We start from the raw sequence: 15,806 nt of genomic DNA, 5'->3' as shown, positions 1-15,806 counted from the left end.
GAGGGGCCCGTGAGTACTTTTGGGGGCTGTAACGCCCAAAAGTACTCACGGGCCCGGCACACCGCCACCCGACCTGACAACCGGCTCCGCGCGTCCGAGATCACAGTCCGCGCCAACGGTTATCAGGCAGACCCTCAGCCTGGTCTCAGACACTTCTCAGCCATCTGGAGCAAGGTGGAGCCATGACCGAACACACCCCGGGCAACTCCGGCGATCAGCCGGAAGAACCGAAGCCGCAGGCGAACGGGCCCGCCGCGGGCACCGGCGACACGCCACCAGCCGGGGTGCCGCTGCAGCCCCAGCAGCAACAGCCTCAGCAGCCCCAAGCTCCGGCTCAGCCGCAGGCGCAGCACCAGGCCCAGTCCCAGCAACCCCAGCAGCCGCAACCCCAAGCCGAGCACGCTCAACAGCAGCAACCCCAGCAGCCGCAGCCCCAAGCCGAGCACGCTCAACAGCAGCAACCCCAGCAGCCGCAGCCCCAAGCCGAGCACGCTCAACAGCAGCAACCCCAGCAGCCGCAGCCCCAAGCCGAGCACGCTCAACAGCAGCAAGCCCATCACCAGCAAGTCCAGCCCCAGCAACAACATTCCCATCACCAGGCTGGGGCGGCGCAGCCGCCGCACTCGACGCAGCAGTTCCCGCATTCGCAGCCGTGGCCTTCGGGGGGCTACAGCGCGCCGGTCCAGCCGCCCCAGCAGCGGAACCGGCACGGCGGGCTGATCGCAGGTGCGGCGGCGCTCGCGCTGGTCGCGGGCCTGGTCGGCGGCGGTGTCGGCGGGTACGTCGGGTACCAGCTCGGCGGTGACAAGGGCGCCGTGACCTCGCTGGAACAGCCACGGCCGGCGCGCAGTGCGAGCACCGCGCCGCAGGGCTCGGTGCAGCAGGTCGCCGAGAAGGTGCTGCCCAGCGTCGTCCAGCTGCAGTTGGTGACCGCGCGCGGCGCCGGCGAGGGCTCCGGGATCGTGCTCAGCAGCGACGGCTACATCCTCACCAACAACCACGTCGTCGACGGCGGCGGGCAGCGCGGCCAGCTCACCGCACTGTTCCACGACAACCGCTCGGCTTCGGTCCGGGTCGTCGGCACCGACCCGTCGTCCGACCTCGCGGTGGTGAAGGCCGACATCACCGGCCTCACCCCGGTCGGGCTCGGCCGCAGCGACGACCTGCCGGTCGGTGCGCCGGTGGTGGCCATCGGTTCGCCGTTCGGCCTCTCCGGCACCGTGACCAGCGGCATCATCAGCGCCAAGGACCGCCCGGTGCGCGCCGGTGGGGAGTCCGGCAGCGAGGACACCGTGCTCAACGCGCTGCAGACCGACGCCGCGATCAACCCCGGCAACTCCGGCGGCCCGCTGGTCGACATGGACGGCAACGTGGTGGGCATCAACTCGGCGATCTACAGCCCGGGTACGGGCCAGCAGCAGGCCGGTTCGGTCGGGCTCGGCTTCGCGATCCCGATCGACCAGGCCAGGCGCATCGCCACCGAGCTGAAGGACACCGGCTCGGCCACCCAGACGACCCTGGGCGTCCGGATCAGCAACGCGCAGCAACCCGGCGCGCAGGTCCGCGACGTCACCGCGGGCGGCCCCGCCCAGCAGGCCGGGGTCCAGTCCGGCGACGTCATCACCAAGATCGACGACCGGGCGATCCTGGACTCCGATTCCCTGGTGGCCGCGGTCCGCTCGCACAGCCCCGGGGACAGGGTGCGGATCTCCATCACCGGCACGGGCGGCGATCGCACCGTGGACGCCACCCTGACCGGCCAGAAGGGGTGATCAGAACGCACGGCCGGCTCGCCGGCCGTGTTCCGCGTCGACCGCGCCGGGCTGCCCTGCCCCCTCCGAGCCGCCCGGCGCGGTCGACGGCTCGGCTTCGCACAACGGTCAAAAATCAACTCGGGAACATCGCAGGACTTGGAGGAACATGTCCGACGAAACAGGCACCGTGGTTCCGCGCAGGCCGGTGAGGATGGTCGATCTCACCAACTCGTTGGATCTGACCGAGGAGACCCTTGGCACTACGGTTACCGGCATGGAACGCAGCGCGCAGCGGCTGGGGCGGGCCCTCGTGGTCGTGGTGGACGATCGGGTCGCCCAGGGCGAGCAGGAAGACAACATCGGTCCGTTGGTGACCGAGTTGCTGGAGGAAGCCGGTTTCATCGTCGACGGTACCGTCGCGGTGGCCGGGGAGACCGTCGACATCCGCAACGCGCTGAACACCGCGGTGATCGGCGGGGTCGACGTGGTGATCACCGTCGGCGGCACCGGTGTGTCGCCCCGGGATGTCACGCCGGATGCGACGGCGGGGGTCCTGGACCGCCCGGTCCCGGGTATCGCGGAAGCCCTGCGGGCCTCGGGGCTGGCGGCGGGCGCGGTCGAGGCCGGGGTGTCGCGCGGCCTGGTCGGGGTCTCCGGCAGCACGCTGGTGGTGAACCTGGCGGGTTCCCGGGCGTCGGTTCGGGACGGCATGGCCACCCTGACCCCCCTGGTGACCCACGTGATCGAACAGCTCTCGGGCCTGGAAACGGCCTGACCTGAAGACGAAGCGGTGGCGGCTCCGAGCGGAGCCGCCACCGCCTGTGCTCTTGGGTTCCGGTTGGCGTCAGGGGGTTTTCGGGCCGGGTTCGGTCGGGCCGCCCTTTTCCTCCGGTCCCTTGTCGCCGGGGCCGTGGCCGTCCCGCTTGAGGATGCCCTCGACCTTGTGGCTGACGTTCTCGATCTTGTCGTGGTACTTGCCGCCGGTGGCCTTGTCCAGGCTCGACTTGGCGGCGTCGAGTCCCTTCGCCGCGCTGGGGCCTGCCTTCTCGGCGAGTTCTTCGGCCTTGTCCTTGGCCTGGTTCGCCAGTTCCTTGGCCTTGTCCAGGAAACTCATCTCTTGCCTCCCGTGGCTTCGACACCCGGTGAGCCACGCCCGGCGCCGCTCCCGCGGCATTGTCCTGCAACAACATTCACTGTAGCCGACATCACAGCGATGGCCGCGCGGCGCTCCTAACCGCTCATCGCGATGGGGCACGATGGAGGTGTGACCGCGAACGACCCAGGCAGAGCCACCGACCCCGCAGAACGGGAGCGGCGGCGCAGGCTCGCCGAGATCTTCGGTGACGTCCTGCCCGAGACCACCTCCGACGACCGCCCGGACCGGACTACCGCGGGTGACGGCGAACGCTGGTACCGGGAGAACCGCCCACCGCACCACGACGCCCGCTGACGCTCGGCGGCCTCAGCAGGCGGCGATGTTTCAATTCTGCTGGCCGTTGCCCGCGCTCGCCTTCTCGGCTTCGATGACGAGGCCCTTGACCTGCGGGAGGCCCTGCTCCCGGCGCAGTAGGTCGCGGATTTCCAGTAGCAGCTCGACGTCGGTCGGCTCGGCCTGACCTTCTTCCTTGCCCTTCTTGCGGCGTTCCGAGATCTTCTTCATCGGCAGCACGAACAGGAAGTAGACGACCGCCGCCGTGATGAAGAACGTGATCACCGCGTTGATCACCGCGGCGAAGTCGATGATCGAGGCCCCGTTGCCGTCGCGCAGCTGGATGCTCAGGCCGGTGACGTTGCCGCCCCCGGTGGCGGCGATGATCGGCTTGATGATGCTGGTGGTGAACGACGTGACCAGCGCGGTGAACGCGCTGCCGACGACCACGGCGACTGCGAGGTCGATGACGTTCCCGCGCATCAGGAAGTCCTTGAAGCCCTTGAGCACGCTGGGAGCTCCTCTCCAAATCATGGGTGGTCCGGACGAGCCCGGATCGATCGATGGGTGCGACGCGCGAATCCCAGATGGGTGATGCGCCGAATCGACAGAGGGCGGCGCGCGACGCGCACTCAGCGGAGCGTAACTGTGACCGGCTGAAGCAGGGACGCCGCGGCAACCGCCGCAGCGGTGTCCTCGGGTAGTCCCACGAAGATGAGTCTGCCCTTGTCGTTGCGGCCCTTCGGGGCTTGCACGGCGACCACCCGGACGTTCTCGGCGAGCACCGAAGCGTGACCCGATCGAGTGGTTGTTGTGACGAGGTCCACTCGTCTGCCGGGCACCAGGAAGTCGGCCACTTCCGGGTCGGCGAGGCGGACCGGCGCGGACGCGGTCCCGGCGTCCCCGGATGCCACCAGCGGACCGTCGAACCGGACGTCGGTCAGCGGCTCCCCGCTGCGCGCGGCGGTGCCGAGCACCCGCCCCTCGGCGGCCGCAACGTCCCGCAACGCGCCGTCCGGCACCAGGTCCGCGGGCAGTTCGCGGCGCGCCACGTCGGCCTTCGACAGGACCCGACCGGGCGGCAGATCGCGCGCGGCGACGAGCACCCCGACGCGTGAGTCCGGCGGCCCGTGGCCTGGCTGCACTGCGAGCCCGGCGGCGAGCAGTAGCAGCGCCACGGCGGTCAGCCTGCGCAGGGCGTGCAGGCGAAAACCCCGTCGGGCGGGGAAAAGCGCGCCGATCCGGTGCAGCGCTGTCGAGTTGAGGCGGTCCTCCGAAGCCATGGTCCACTCCCCGGTCGCGGTCGTTGATGACCTCCGAAGTTAGGGAGCTACGCGCCGGGGCGGGAGGGGGCAGCGGAAATCTGTGGACAGACCGGTCCCTTGTGGATAACTCGGCTCACCCGGACGAATTTCCCGCGGACGGGGAGGATCACTGGGCGTGCACACGAAAATCGCCGACCGCGTCAGCTGCGGTCGGCGAACTGGGGCGGAGATCAGGAAGCGGCGGCCGTGGTGGTCGAGGAGCTGCTGCTCGAAGAGGACGAGCTCGACTCGGACGACGAACTACTGCTGTTCGACGAGGAGGGGCTGCTGCTGGTCGAGCTGGACGACGAGTTCGAGGACCGGTTGTCGGTGCGGTAAAAGCCCGAGCCCTTGAACACGATGCCCACGGCGTTGAACAGCTTGCGGAGCCGGCCGGTGCACTTCGGGCACTCGGTGAGGGAGTCCTCACTGAACGACTGCACCGTCTCGAACTGGTGATCACATTCGGTGCAGGCGTACTGGTATGTGGGCACGGCCGTGAACCTCCGACATCTCGTCTTGGCACTCGAACTGCAGGAGTGCTAAATACGATAATGCGTCACGTAGGGTGTCCGGTGCAAACACTCCTATGTCACATGGGTAGGCCAACCACCCCACGACCGGGTGTCAGTACCCCGGTCATCCGCACATCGTGCGGCTCCCCGGGTAGCTCGGCGACAAATTCGCCGTCCCGGACGACACCGATCAGCGACGCGTTCGGCGCGGCCATCGGCAGCGACCGGTCGTAGTAACCGGCACCGCGTCCCAACCGAACCCCCCGGTGGTCCACGGCCAGCGCGGGCACCAGCAGCGCGTCGGCCTGCCCGATCGCTGCGGTCCCCAGCCGGTCGCCGACCGGTTCGAGCAGGCCGAACCCGGCGGGGCGCAGCGAGTCCGGGCCGGTGAACTTCGCCCATTCCAGTGGGCCGCCGCGGACCACGACCGGCAGCAGCACCCGCAGCCCGGCGTCGAGCAGCGCGTCGAGCAAACCCGGCGATCCCGGCTCGCCGCCCACCGGGACGTACGCCGCCACCGTCCGCACCGGTCGGCCGTCCAGCCACCTCAGCAACGCCTCCTGCAGCGCCCTGGCCTCGGCAGACCGCGTGTCGTCGGCGACGCCCCCGCGCTGTTCCAGCAGCACGCGGCGCCACTCGGACTTGGTCGTAAACGATTCGTCCAGTGAGCTCACAGGTCCACTTTAGGGATGCCCGATAGGCTCCCTGGCCATGAGCAGCCCGATGAGCACGCCCACAGCGTTCCGGACCGCCATCGTGCCCGCCGCAGGCCTGGGAACCCGATTCCTGCCGACCACGAAGGCGGTGCCGAAGGAGTTGCTCCCGGTCGTCGACACCCCCGGGATCGAACTGGTGGCCGCCGAGGCCGCCGAGGCGGGCGCGCAGCGCCTGATCATCGTGACCTCGCCGGACAAGCGGGCGATCACCGAGTACTTCCGGCCGCAACCCGAGCTGGAGCAGACGCTCAAGGACCGCGGCAAGGACGCACTGCTCGATAAGGTCCGCCGCGGGCCCGCCCTGATCGCCGCGGAGACCGCGCTGCAGGAGCGCGCCCTCGGACTGGGGCACGCCGTGGGCTGCGCCGAACCGAACCTGACCGACGCCGACGACGCGGTCGCCGTGCTGCTGCCCGACGACCTGGTGCTGCCGCACGGCGTGCTCACGCGGATGGCCGAGGTGCGCGCCCGCTACGGCGGCAGCGTGCTGTGCGCGTTCGACGTGCCGCGCGAGCAGATCTCCGCCTACGGTGTCTTCGACGTCACCGACACCGATGACGACGATGTCAAGCAGGTCCGCGGCATGGTCGAGAAGCCCGCGCCGGACGAGGCCCCGTCCACCCTGGCCGCCGCCGGTCGCTACCTGCTGGATCGCGCCGTCTTCGGCGCGCTCAAGCGCATCGAGCCCGGTGCCGGAGGTGAACTCCAGCTCACCGATGCCGTAGCGTTGTTGATCTCCGAAGGACACCCGGTGCATGTAGTGGTCCATCGAGGTGGGCGACACGACCTCGGAAATCCTGGCGGTTTCCTCAAAGCTGCGGTGGACTTCGCGTTGGAGGATCCCGAATACGGGCCGGAACTGCGAAACTGGCTCGTCGAACGGATCAGCAGGAGCTAACGCCGCGCCGGCCACGGCTCGGGCACGCGGGAAGAGGTCGACAGCCATGAGATCAGTGGAGGAGCAGCTCGCGCGCGTACTCACAGCCGCCGTCCGGCCCGCGCCCGTGCGGGTGGCGATCTCCGAGGCTCAGGGCCTGCTGTGCGCCGAAGAGGTCGTCGCCGAGCAGGCGCTGCCCGGATTCGACCAGGCCGCGGTGGACGGTTACGCGGTGCGCAGCGTCGATGTGCAGACCGCCGTCGACGCGCAGACGGCCGTCGACGAGTCGACGGTGCTGCCGGTCGTCGGGGAGATCCCGGTCGGATCGCGGCAGCCGCGCCGGTTGCAGCCGGGGCAGGCGGTGCGGGTGGTCACCGGTGCGCCGCTGCCGACGCTGGCCGACGCGGTCGTGCCGCTGGCCTACACCGACGAGCACCCCGCCAACGTCACGGTCCGGCAGCCGGTGCCGTCGGCGGCGTTCGTCCGCCGCACCGGCGAGGACGTGCAGACCGGCGACGTGGCGGTGCGCCGCGGCGCACCCATCGGTGCGGCGCAGGTCGGACTGCTGGCGGCGGTGGGCCGAAACAAGGTCCTGGTGCATCCGCGGCCGCGGGTGTCGGTGATCTCGGTGGGCGACGAACTCGTGGACGTCGACCGCACGCCCGGCCAGGGTCAGGTCTACGACGTCAACTCCTACGCGCTGGCCGCCGCAGCGCGGGACGCCGGGGCCGAGGTCACCCGCGTCGGCATCGTCAACAGCGACCCGCGCCGGCTGCGCGAGGTCGTCGAGGGGCGGCTGCTGCTGTCCGAGGTCGTGGTGATCGCCGGCGGTGCCGGCGGCGCGGCGGGCAACGAGGTCCGGGCGGCCCTCGCCGACCTTGGGGAGCTCGACTTGACCCGGGTGGCCATGCAGCCCGGCTCGGTGCAGGGCTTCGGGCGGCTCGGCCCGGACGAGATCCCCACTTTCGTGCTGCCCAGCAACCCGGTGAGCGCGCTGGTCGTGTTCGAGGTGCTGGTGCGGCCGCTGGTCCGCGCCGCGCTTGGCAAGCTCAACCCGCACCGGCGCACCGTGTCGGCCGAACTGCTCACCCCGGTCGCCTCCACCAAGGGGCGTCGCGGCTTCCTCCGCGGCCAGCTGCTGCGCGACCCGAAGAACGGCTCCTACCTGGTGCAACCGCTGGGCACCTCGGGATCGCACCTGCTGGCGTCGTTGGCCGAGGCCAACTGCCTGGTGGTGGTCGACGAGGACACCACCGACGTCGCGGCCGGGGAGGACGTGCAGGTCCGGTTCCTCTCGCAGCGCGCGTGAGCCACCGATGCAGCCCGCCGACGCCGATGGGTTCCCGATCGGCCGCCACCCCGGCTGGCCGGCGCGCCTCGGCCCGCTGATCACGGCGCGCGGCCCCGTCGCGCTGCGCCCGCCGCGGCTGCGCGACGGCTCGGCCTGGAGCCGGACGAGGCTGCAAGATCGCACCTACCTGCAGAAGTGGGAGCCCACCGCGGTCGGAGGTTGGCAGGAGCGCAACGCGCTGATGGCCTGGCCCGCGCAGTGGAGCGCGCTGCGTGGCATGGCCCGACGCGGCCAGGCGCTGCCGTTCACCATCACCGTCGGCGGCGAGTTCGCCGGGCAGCTGACCGTCGGCAACATCGTGCGCGGCGCGCTGCGCTCCGGGTGGATCGGCTACTGGGTGGCCGCGCGCCTGGCCGGCGGCGGGGTCGCCACGGCGGCCGTCGCGATGACGGTGGACCACTGCTTCGGCACCGTCGGGCTGCACCGGCTGGAGGCCACTGTGCGGCCCGAGAACCAGCCGAGCGTGCGGGTGCTGGAGAAGTCCGGCTTCCGCCGCGAAGGGCTGTTCCACCGCTACCTGGACGTGGCCGGCGCCTGGCGGGATCACTACGTGTACGCCCTGACCGTCGAGGAAATCCCGGACGGCGCGGTGAGCAGGCTGATCAGGACCGGCGGCGCGAGCCGGCCCTGACGCCGAGATCTTGATCACGCACCGTCACCGCTGACCGGGCCGGATCGGCCGAAAAATGCACCGAACGGCGGCAGATCTCTCGCCATTCGGCGGTACGGGGACCGACACGCCGATGTCGATGTTGCCGCCGACTGCTCTGAACGTGCGGTTCTCTTGTTTCCGGGGACCAATGTGACTCGGCGTGTTTCCGAGACAGAAGTGGCTGACGTGGTTAGCGTGGCGATCGCAGACTTGTGTGCTGCCGGTGGCCAGGGGGAGGTGGCGAGGCATGCCCAGTTCATTGATCTTCGCTGCGCTGGCAGCGGCGTGGCTGGTGGTACTGGTTCCAATGTTCGCCCGCCGCCGCCAGGAAGTTTCCAAGACCACCGACTCCGCGTTGGCCGCACGAGTCGTGCGGCGAGGCAGCGGACGGCGCCCGGCGACCCCCGGAGCCGCGACAACCGACGAGGTGGAGGAGGCGCTCGGGATGCCTGACACCGACCTTGACAACGCCATCGAAGAGTACGAGGCCGACGGCTCGTGGCGACGGGTGCACAGCGATGACGTCCGGGCCGGCCGCCGCTACCGGCCCGGCCGCGGCGGATTCGACCCGGAAGCCGCGGCGCTGGCCGCCCGCGCAAAGTACGCCCGACGGCAGCGCATCGTGCTCGTCATGCTGCTCGTGGCGGTGACCACGGCGCTGCTGGGTGCCCTGGTGTGGCCGGTCATGTGGTGGCTGCACGGCGCCACCGACCTGGTCGTCGTGGGCTACCTCGCATACCTGCGCCGCCAGGTCCGCATAGAAGATGACATCCGCAGCCGTCGGCTGGCCCGGATGTCCGGCGAGCGCGACGAGATCGACGACTACGACGACTACGTCGACATCGACGATGAGCCGGTCGACGAGCACGACGAGGACCGCGACCGCGAAACCGGGCGGCCCGACGACCGCCGGCCGGCCGCGCGCGCCGTCCGCGTGGAGATCGACGATGAGGACCCCATGTTCGATGAGCTGGACGAACGCACCTGGGAGCCTTACCGGCGAGCCTCCGGCGAATAGCCCGGGGCCCCTAAGAGGGGGTGCTGCGAAAGCTGATTTCGGGCCTTGCTAAGCTTTCGTCAGTACTCAACAAGGGGCTGTAGCGCAGTTGGTAGCGCGTCTCGTTCGCATCGAGAAGGTCAGGGGTTCGATTCCCCTCAGCTCCACGCGAAGATTGGAAGAGCCCTGTCGACGGAATGCGTCGACGGGGCTCTTCGCGTTATGACATTGGGGGACCGAGCCCCCATGCCCCCCACGGTGCGGTGGATTCGTTTCGTCGGCTCCTTGCGTTGGGGAGTGTTCCCGGTCTGTTCACGGACCAGCACTTCGGTGGTAATCGAGTAAGTTCCCTCAGCTCCACCTTACTTAGAGGTACTACTAAAGCACGCGCCTGATTGAAGGCCGTGGAGTAGGACCGCGACGCCGGAAGGCGAGGACGGGCCACCCGCTTTGCGGGGGCCTTTTTGTGCCTGCTCATCGTCGACGACGATGGTGCGAATCACGCGGCCTTCGGAGTGGTCGATGTGGTTGAGCTACCCGATCTTGGCTCGGCCGAGAATCCCGCCAGCACGGGCTTTCTGTCCCACCTTGTTGTGCGTGACGCAGCGCTTGCGCAACTCGGCCATGACGATGACGTAGTCGGCATCGCCCTCCACGCGAGGTCAGGATGTGGGCATGACGTAGCCAAGCTTCCGCACGGCCACGCGGAACTTCGACTCCCTGTCGAGCGGAACGGCGAGATGGCGATCACCGACGAGCCGGCAGAGGGAGCGCGTTGCCCGGTCGCGGGCGATGAGCGTCGCCAACGCCGAGTCGGCGCACTCGATCATGCGGACGTGCCCGAGATCGGTCAACTGTCCGGCACGACGGCTGATGTCGTCGACGAGGGCATCCAGCGTGCCGGGTACCTCATTCTCGGCACGGCCGGCCAGGAAGCCGGTGAACTCGGCTAGTTCACGTCCGGTGTCGAGGGCGGCCAGCAGGCTCGTGGACGAGATCGTCCACACCCGATCCGCGGTCTGCTCGGCATACGCCGACAGCAACAGCTCGTCACCCGGCGCCAGCGAGCCGGTGACCACCACGTCAAGGTTCGGTAGGATCTTCAGGCCGCGTTCCTGACCGGTGGCGGCCGGCGGCTGGTAGCTATCCGCGAGGCCCAGGGCGAAGCAGCCCAAGGCGTTGAGCCGGATCGCCTGTAGACCGTCGTAACGGCTCAGGGCATCCAACTCGTCCGCGCCCCAGTTGTCCCGGAAGTCGTCCCGCTCGCCGTCGGGATGTACGTACTCGAGATCGATCAGGCCCAGCGTGCCCGCGTACTCGAACAGCACGGCCAGCGTGTAGCGGCCTTCCAGGATCTCCCATCGGTGGAAGCCGTCGTAGCCGAGGCTGCCGTACTGCGGATCGACGAGGTACAGCTTCCACAACGCCATGTCACTGCGGGCGACGGCGGGATTCAGGCGTGCCCGCCGCATCGAGGTGAACAAGCCGTCCACACCGATCCACTCGTCCACCGGGCAGCCCGCCAGCGCCCTGGCGACGACCTGCCGGCGAGGCTTGGCGGCACTGATCACGTTCTTGATCCGCTGGCCCTTGATCTCCTCGATCCGGCTGAACTCGTCGATCACCGCGTGCGTCAACCACCGCTGCCACAGCGCCCGAATGACCTCAGCTGCGGGAGCGGCCAACGCGGCACGGCCTTTCGGGGTCAACCGCAGCCGCCCACCGTCGATCCTGGCCAACCCGCCCGCCTGCAGCAACAAGGGCCACGCGAACGCCGCGATCGGCTCGTCCGGATAGAAATCGCCGCTCACCAGGCGCGAGCGCACCGTACGGATGGTCGCCGCCGACGGCCGGCCGGTCTTCTCGCTGCACCGCACCTCGCCGGCCGCGCACAACTCCAGTACCGCCCGCAAGTTCAGCTGGGCCTCCTGCTCGGTCGGCCGAACCTGATGTTCAAGGACGTCGTTCACCGTGCGGAGGTTACTCGCGCTACAGGTCGTTGAGGGCCCGCCGGTACGCCTCGGCATCAAACTGCTCATGTTTGGCCAGGACGGGGTGGATGTGCTCGGTGAGGACCGCGGCGAGTCTGTGCAGGATGTCGTGCCGGTTCATGCCCTGGTCGCGGAGCCGCCGGGCGGCCTGCCACACCTCGGGTGGGTCGTCGTCCCACAACTGATTGGCGATCACCTCGTGCATCGTCAGGTGTAGCCGGGGGGAGTGCCCGTCGAGTTCGCCCTCGAAGAGCGGATCGGCCAACGACTCGTGGTATTCGGGATGCTCACCCTGGATCAGCAGCGCTCGCTCATCCGGGTCGGCGGGGTTGAGCCAGTCGAATCGCTCGCCGTCGATGACGGTGCTCTGGTACGCCACGGTGAACATCCGCCGGTCCAGGATGCTCTCGACCTCGGCCTTGTCCGCCGACGGCGGAACGTCGTCCAGATATGCCGCCGGCTCGACATCGCCTTCTACCGGCGGTCCTGGCGGCGAGGCGTACCCAGGAGACCGGGAGGCACGCTTACTTCGACCGGACTTCATGGGCTTGCGCCTGCGCCCCTTGCTCACCGGGCTCACGTAATCCAGGTTCTCATGACGCGCCGGCGCGGGCTCGTCGGGTAGTCGGCTCCGCTGCGGTGTGCTCGATGTCGGGCACGAGCCATTTTCCGTCCAACAGGAATCGCCCGCGGCGCTGCGGGGGCTGCTCAGCCGGTTCGCCGGTGCCCCGGTGGTCGATCCGGCGGCGTCGGCACTGGTGGACCGGGCTGTCGCGGTGCTGCGCCGCCCAGGTTTCGACACGTTGTTGTCGTTGCCGCTGCTGGTCTTCCAGCCGTTCGCGTACTCGCCGCCTTCGTCGACCGCGCCGTCCGCTACTGGTCCCGTGCCGCGCAGGCCACCTGCCCGGAGGCCGCCGAGGCGTTCCGCGCCGAGCAGGCCGCCATCCGCAAGACCACCCCCGTCCTGCAAAAATGCCTGCACCTCAGTGACACCACCAACTGGTAAAGAGGACGCAGAGTGACAATCCCAATCCGCGTGACCCCGAACTGGAGCCCGGCCGGCCGGGACGGCACGTACCACCACTCGACCATGACGCTGTCCGTCTTCTGGCCACCGGCCGAGCACGCGAAGCTGATCGCCCGGTGGCCACGCCTGGCCGCCGAGGTGTGCGCGACCTGGGACGAGCACCGGCAGCGGGTCGAGCGGCACTGTGCACTCGTCACGCGAGCCGGCCACGGCGTCAACCAGACGCCCGGCAACGTCGCCGATTTTGACGCCTTCCTGCGAGACAACGGAGTCCGCGAGCCGTCGGCGAAGGACCTGCTCGCCTACCCGGACCTGCGGACCCAACCCGCCATGGTCCCCTGGCCACCGGCACGAGGCGCGACCTGCTGGTGTGGCTCGGGGCGCAAGTACAAGCAATGCTGCCGACCACACGGCCTGGGCTCCCTCGACTGAAGGTCCAGTGGTCGATGAATTCCCAGAATCAGGCGAAACTCCGGCGCGGGATCGCCGCAGCCGGCACTGCCGCCGTCGCCAGGAACGGCTACGTCACCGCGATCGACGCGTTGCTCGCCACCGGCTGGCTTCGGCCTGAGAGAGTTGAGGACTGGCGGCGTTGCCGCGTGCCATACCTGGAGCGGGTAATGGTCGCCAGCCTGCCCAAGATCAGTACTGCGATGCGGATCTTCCGAAGCTGGGCCGAGAGCGAAGGCATGCGCCCCAGCGAGACGGTATACGTCAGTTGGACCTGGGATCGCCGCCGACTGCGGTTCTCCAAATCGGGAGACCCGGGCATCGAGCGCGCCTACCGCACTCACTGGTTACCACCCAGGGCTAACGGGCGCAGCGGCGAAGAGTGAGCCGGCTGCACATCGGCAACGTCCGGCGAGCATATGAGGGGACACATGACGAAAACGGCACGGGAGCGGCTTGCACAACTGTTCGACGACGTCGAGCCGACCGGGTCGTTCAGCGCTCAACTGCTGGCACCGGCGCACATGCTCGAGCTTGAGGTGTCCGGGGTCGGGCCGGTACGCCTGCCGGTCCGCGCACCCCTGGCGAAGAAACTGATCGCGGTGGCGCGGCCGGCGATGTTCGGGCCGGGGGGAGGAGACGCTGACCGACACCGGGGTCCGTGACACGTGGGAGCTGGCGCCGGATCAGATCACGCTCGGCGGGCCCGACTGGACGGCGGTGCTGGACGGCGCGCTGGAGCACTTCCGTGACGAGCTCGGGCTGCCGCGGACGGCACGGCTGCGGGCCGAGCCGCACGCGATGCTGGTCTACGGCAAGGGACAGTTCTTCCTGCCTCATCAGGACTCGGAGAAGCACGACGAGATGGTGGGCACCCTTGTGGTGTCACTGCCGTCGGCGCACACCGGCGGGGAACTGGTCATCGACCACGCCGGGGAGAGCAGGACCTACCGCGCGTCGAAGGAGGAGCTGACCCTCGTCGCGTTCTACTCGGACTGCCGTCATGAGGTCACGCCGGTCAGGTCCGGGTACCGGGTGACGCTCACGTTCAACCTGCTTGCCGGTGCCGAGACCTCGGCCCCGGAGGCAGGCCCGGTCACCGAGCTGGCGCACTGCCTGACCGAGCATTTCACTACGCCGGCCACCCCGCGGTACGGCGGCCGCGACCTTGACCCACCGAACCGGCTGGTCTTCCTGCTGGACCACGAATACACCCAGCGAGGCCTGACCTGGCGCCGGCTCAAGGGCGACGACGCGGAACGTGCCGTGCTGATGCGCGCAGCCGCGGAGCGGGCTGGATTCGAGGCAGTGCTGGCGCTCGCCGAGGTGAAGGAGACCTGGGACGTCCAGCCGTCCGACGGCTACGGGTGGGACGAGGACTATGACGAGGACGAGGACCCCGGCGACGATCAGCTCACCGACCTGATCGACGACGAGATCACCCTCGGCTGGTGGACCGGCCCGGACGGCACCGGCGGCGAGCCGATCTCGCTGTACGTCTCCGACTATGAGGTGTGCACCACCACCCCGAATGCGGCTTTGGAGCCCTACCAGTCCGAGTACGAGGGCTACATGGGTAACTACGGCAACACGCTGGACCGGTGGTACCGGCGGGCCGCGGTCGTCGTCTGGCCCCGGGACCGGGCTTTCGCGGCGCGTGCCGAGGCCGGATCGCAGTGGGCGCTGCACGAGCTTCGCGATCGCATCCAGGCCGGAGACTTGGCGGGGGCACGGGCCGCGGCGGAGTCGCTCGCGCCGTTCTGGAACAGGACCTCGTCGCGGGCGGGACTGCTCGGCGACGCGCTGGACGTGGCAGCGGGTCTGGGTGTTGCCGGGACGTCGGCGATGCTGCTGAAGCCGTTCCGTGTGGAGACGCTCGCACGGGAGCACGCGGGCGGGCTGGCGGCAGCGGCCGGGCGGTACGGCCAGGAGTGGACGCGGGACGTCATCAACGGGTGGTTCGAACGGGGGCACCACTACGGAACCGACCGGCACGAGTGGGTCGAGGGGCTCCCGGGTCTGTGCGAGGCGCTACGTGTTGCCGGAAGACCGGAGGTGGTGCGGCTGCTGGCCGCCCGAACGTGGCACTGGCTGGACGACGAGTTGCGGACCTGGACCACGACCGCGCGCACCGATGCCCGCCGGCCGAGTCTTGAGATGCTCAGTTCACCGCTGACACAGCTGCTCGAGGCGGCCGACGACACGTCGCGCGAGGAGATCACCACGGCGCTGCGCGGATACGAGGACACGGTGCTGGAATGTCTGATGCCGGCATTGCGTTCGGCGGCCTCGCGGCGGGCGGCCGGGTTCGACACAATCGCGCGGGACTGCGCACAGCGGCTTGGCGCGATCGTCGCGCGGGCGCGGCGGGAAAACGACGACTGGTCAATCGCATGGACCGGGTGCGGGTGTGACCTGTGTGACACGCTGGGAACGTTTCTCGGGTCCCGGTCGCGGCGGATCTTCGAGTGGCCGCTGGTGAAGAACGGACGCCGGCACGTGCACACCCAGATCGACTCGGCCGGGGCTGCCGGTGCGGCACCAGACCCGACGAAAGGGCCGGCCATACACGCTCGTGCTGACGAAAACCGACGAGCTGTTCACGCGCGCCAAGACCGCGCGGCACACTGCCGAGACCGATCTGACGTGGTTGACCTCGACGTTGGATGACGTATCAGCGCGAACATAAAGCACGTCCTGCGGTGCGTACCGTTGCCCGGGCCTGGCCTGTACCCAGGTTGCC

General features: G+C 69.4%; 20 protein-coding genes and 1 tRNA gene. 12 read left to right on the top strand and 9 right to left on the bottom strand.

Going from position 1 to position 15,806, the window contains the following annotated elements; translation table 11 throughout:
• Positions 1 to 134: 134 nt before the first annotated feature.
• Positions 135 to 710: a hypothetical protein gene (locus DL519_RS47275; RefSeq protein ID WP_223839585.1), complete on the bottom strand. Its 576-nt coding sequence runs from the start codon at positions 708 to 710 to the stop codon at positions 135 to 137.
• Between the two features lie 105 nt (positions 711 to 815).
• Between DL519_RS47275 and DL519_RS47270 the strand changes: the two genes are divergently transcribed.
• Positions 816 to 1,772, top strand: coding sequence for a S1C family serine protease (locus DL519_RS47270; protein ID WP_223839583.1), 957 nt, complete (start codon positions 816 to 818; stop codon positions 1,770 to 1,772).
• A 256-nt stretch (positions 1,773 to 2,028) separates the two neighbouring features.
• The gene (locus DL519_RS26610; RefSeq protein ID WP_190824236.1) at positions 2,029 to 2,529 is read left to right on the top strand and encodes a MogA/MoaB family molybdenum cofactor biosynthesis protein; all 501 of its coding nucleotides are present in this window, start codon (positions 2,029 to 2,031) and stop codon (positions 2,527 to 2,529) included.
• Positions 2,530 to 2,598: 69 nt separating this feature from the next.
• On the opposite strand, the gene DL519_RS26605 is transcribed toward DL519_RS26610, so the two are convergent.
• Positions 2,599 to 2,868 (bottom strand): antitoxin, encoded by a 270-nt coding sequence (locus tag DL519_RS26605; RefSeq protein ID WP_190818800.1) that lies wholly within the window; start codon positions 2,866 to 2,868, stop codon positions 2,599 to 2,601.
• A gap of 150 nt (positions 2,869 to 3,018) precedes the next feature.
• On the opposite strand from DL519_RS26605, the gene DL519_RS26600 reads away from it, so the two are divergent.
• A complete protein-coding gene (locus tag DL519_RS26600; RefSeq protein WP_190818799.1) occupies positions 3,019 to 3,204 on the top strand; it encodes a hypothetical protein in 186 nt (61 codons plus the stop codon).
• Between the two features lie 30 nt (positions 3,205 to 3,234).
• On the opposite strand, the gene mscL is transcribed toward DL519_RS26600, so the two are convergent.
• The 4 genes from mscL to DL519_RS26580 form a co-directional block, all read right to left on the bottom strand.
• Positions 3,235 to 3,693 (bottom strand): large conductance mechanosensitive channel protein MscL, encoded by a 459-nt coding sequence (gene mscL / locus DL519_RS26595; RefSeq protein ID WP_190818798.1) that lies wholly within the window; start codon positions 3,691 to 3,693, stop codon positions 3,235 to 3,237.
• 122 nt (positions 3,694 to 3,815) lie between these two features.
• Positions 3,816 to 4,466, bottom strand: a complete 651-nt coding sequence (locus tag DL519_RS26590; RefSeq protein WP_190818797.1) for an SAF domain-containing protein — start codon at positions 4,464 to 4,466, stop codon at positions 3,816 to 3,818.
• 212 nt (positions 4,467 to 4,678) lie between these two features.
• Positions 4,679 to 4,981: an FmdB family zinc ribbon protein gene (locus tag DL519_RS26585; protein WP_190818796.1), complete on the bottom strand. Its 303-nt coding sequence runs from the start codon at positions 4,979 to 4,981 to the stop codon at positions 4,679 to 4,681.
• 98 nt (positions 4,982 to 5,079) lie between these two features.
• Positions 5,080 to 5,676: a 5-formyltetrahydrofolate cyclo-ligase gene (locus DL519_RS26580; RefSeq protein ID WP_190818794.1), complete on the bottom strand. Its 597-nt coding sequence runs from the start codon at positions 5,674 to 5,676 to the stop codon at positions 5,080 to 5,082.
• A 49-nt stretch (positions 5,677 to 5,725) separates the two neighbouring features.
• Here DL519_RS26580 and DL519_RS26575 point away from each other — a divergent pair, with 49 nt between their 5' ends.
• The 5 genes from DL519_RS26575 (at position 5,726) to DL519_RS26555 (ending at position 9,762) form a co-directional block, all read left to right on the top strand.
• Positions 5,726 to 6,616, top strand: a complete 891-nt coding sequence (locus tag DL519_RS26575) for a UTP--glucose-1-phosphate uridylyltransferase (protein WP_397544976.1) — start codon at positions 5,726 to 5,728, stop codon at positions 6,614 to 6,616.
• A gap of 46 nt (positions 6,617 to 6,662) precedes the next feature.
• On the top strand, positions 6,663 to 7,904 hold the full coding sequence (gene glp, locus DL519_RS26570) for a molybdotransferase-like divisome protein Glp (RefSeq protein ID WP_190818790.1): 1,242 nt from the start codon (positions 6,663 to 6,665) through the stop codon (positions 7,902 to 7,904).
• 7 nt (positions 7,905 to 7,911) lie between these two features.
• Positions 7,912 to 8,577 carry a GNAT family N-acetyltransferase gene (locus tag DL519_RS26565; RefSeq protein ID WP_190818788.1) on the top strand — a complete coding sequence of 222 codons (666 nt, stop codon included), beginning with the start codon at positions 7,912 to 7,914 and terminating at the stop codon, positions 8,575 to 8,577.
• Between the two features lie 268 nt (positions 8,578 to 8,845).
• Complete coding sequence (sepX, locus tag DL519_RS26560; protein WP_190818786.1) at positions 8,846 to 9,616, top strand: divisome protein SepX/GlpR; 771 nt, start codon at positions 8,846 to 8,848, stop codon at positions 9,614 to 9,616.
• Between the two features lie 73 nt (positions 9,617 to 9,689).
• Positions 9,690 to 9,762 (top strand) — tRNA-Ala (locus DL519_RS26555).
• A 366-nt stretch (positions 9,763 to 10,128) separates the two neighbouring features.
• Here DL519_RS26555 and DL519_RS49000 read toward each other — a convergent pair.
• The 3 genes from DL519_RS49000 to DL519_RS26545 are packed head-to-tail and all read right to left on the bottom strand — an operon-like array spanning position 10,129 to position 12,568.
• Positions 10,129 to 10,251: a hypothetical protein gene (locus tag DL519_RS49000; RefSeq protein ID WP_263399720.1), complete on the bottom strand. Its 123-nt coding sequence runs from the start codon at positions 10,249 to 10,251 to the stop codon at positions 10,129 to 10,131.
• Positions 10,252 to 10,257: 6 nt separating this feature from the next.
• Positions 10,258 to 11,565: a helicase-associated domain-containing protein gene (locus tag DL519_RS26550; RefSeq protein ID WP_190818785.1), complete on the bottom strand. Its 1,308-nt coding sequence runs from the start codon at positions 11,563 to 11,565 to the stop codon at positions 10,258 to 10,260.
• A 19-nt stretch (positions 11,566 to 11,584) separates the two neighbouring features.
• Complete coding sequence (locus tag DL519_RS26545) at positions 11,585 to 12,568, bottom strand: DUF1841 family protein (RefSeq protein WP_190818784.1); 984 nt, start codon at positions 12,566 to 12,568, stop codon at positions 11,585 to 11,587.
• Between the two features lie 36 nt (positions 12,569 to 12,604).
• Here DL519_RS26545 and DL519_RS26540 point away from each other — a divergent pair, with 36 nt between their 5' ends.
• The 4 genes from DL519_RS26540 to DL519_RS26530 are packed head-to-tail and all read left to right on the top strand — an operon-like array spanning position 12,605 to position 15,733.
• The gene (locus tag DL519_RS26540) at positions 12,605 to 13,045 is read left to right on the top strand and encodes an SEC-C domain-containing protein (protein ID WP_190818783.1); all 441 of its coding nucleotides are present in this window, start codon (positions 12,605 to 12,607) and stop codon (positions 13,043 to 13,045) included.
• Positions 13,046 to 13,059: 14 nt separating this feature from the next.
• Positions 13,060 to 13,449, top strand: a complete 390-nt coding sequence (locus DL519_RS26535; protein WP_190818782.1) for a hypothetical protein — start codon at positions 13,060 to 13,062, stop codon at positions 13,447 to 13,449.
• 45 nt (positions 13,450 to 13,494) lie between these two features.
• The gene (locus DL519_RS47265; protein ID WP_223839581.1) at positions 13,495 to 13,728 is read left to right on the top strand and encodes a hypothetical protein; all 234 of its coding nucleotides are present in this window, start codon (positions 13,495 to 13,497) and stop codon (positions 13,726 to 13,728) included.
• A 55-nt stretch (positions 13,729 to 13,783) separates the two neighbouring features.
• A complete protein-coding gene (locus DL519_RS26530) occupies positions 13,784 to 15,733 on the top strand; it encodes a 2OG-Fe(II) oxygenase (RefSeq protein WP_223839578.1) in 1,950 nt (649 codons plus the stop codon).
• Positions 15,734 to 15,806: the final 73 nt, after the last annotated feature.

The sequence above is a fragment of the Saccharopolyspora pogona genome, from assembly GCF_014697215.1.
Lineage (GTDB): Bacteria > Actinomycetota > Actinomycetes > Mycobacteriales > Pseudonocardiaceae > Saccharopolyspora > Saccharopolyspora hattusasensis.
Note: the sequence above shows the minus strand (reverse complement) of the source record. Positions and strands in the feature narration are given on the sequence as shown.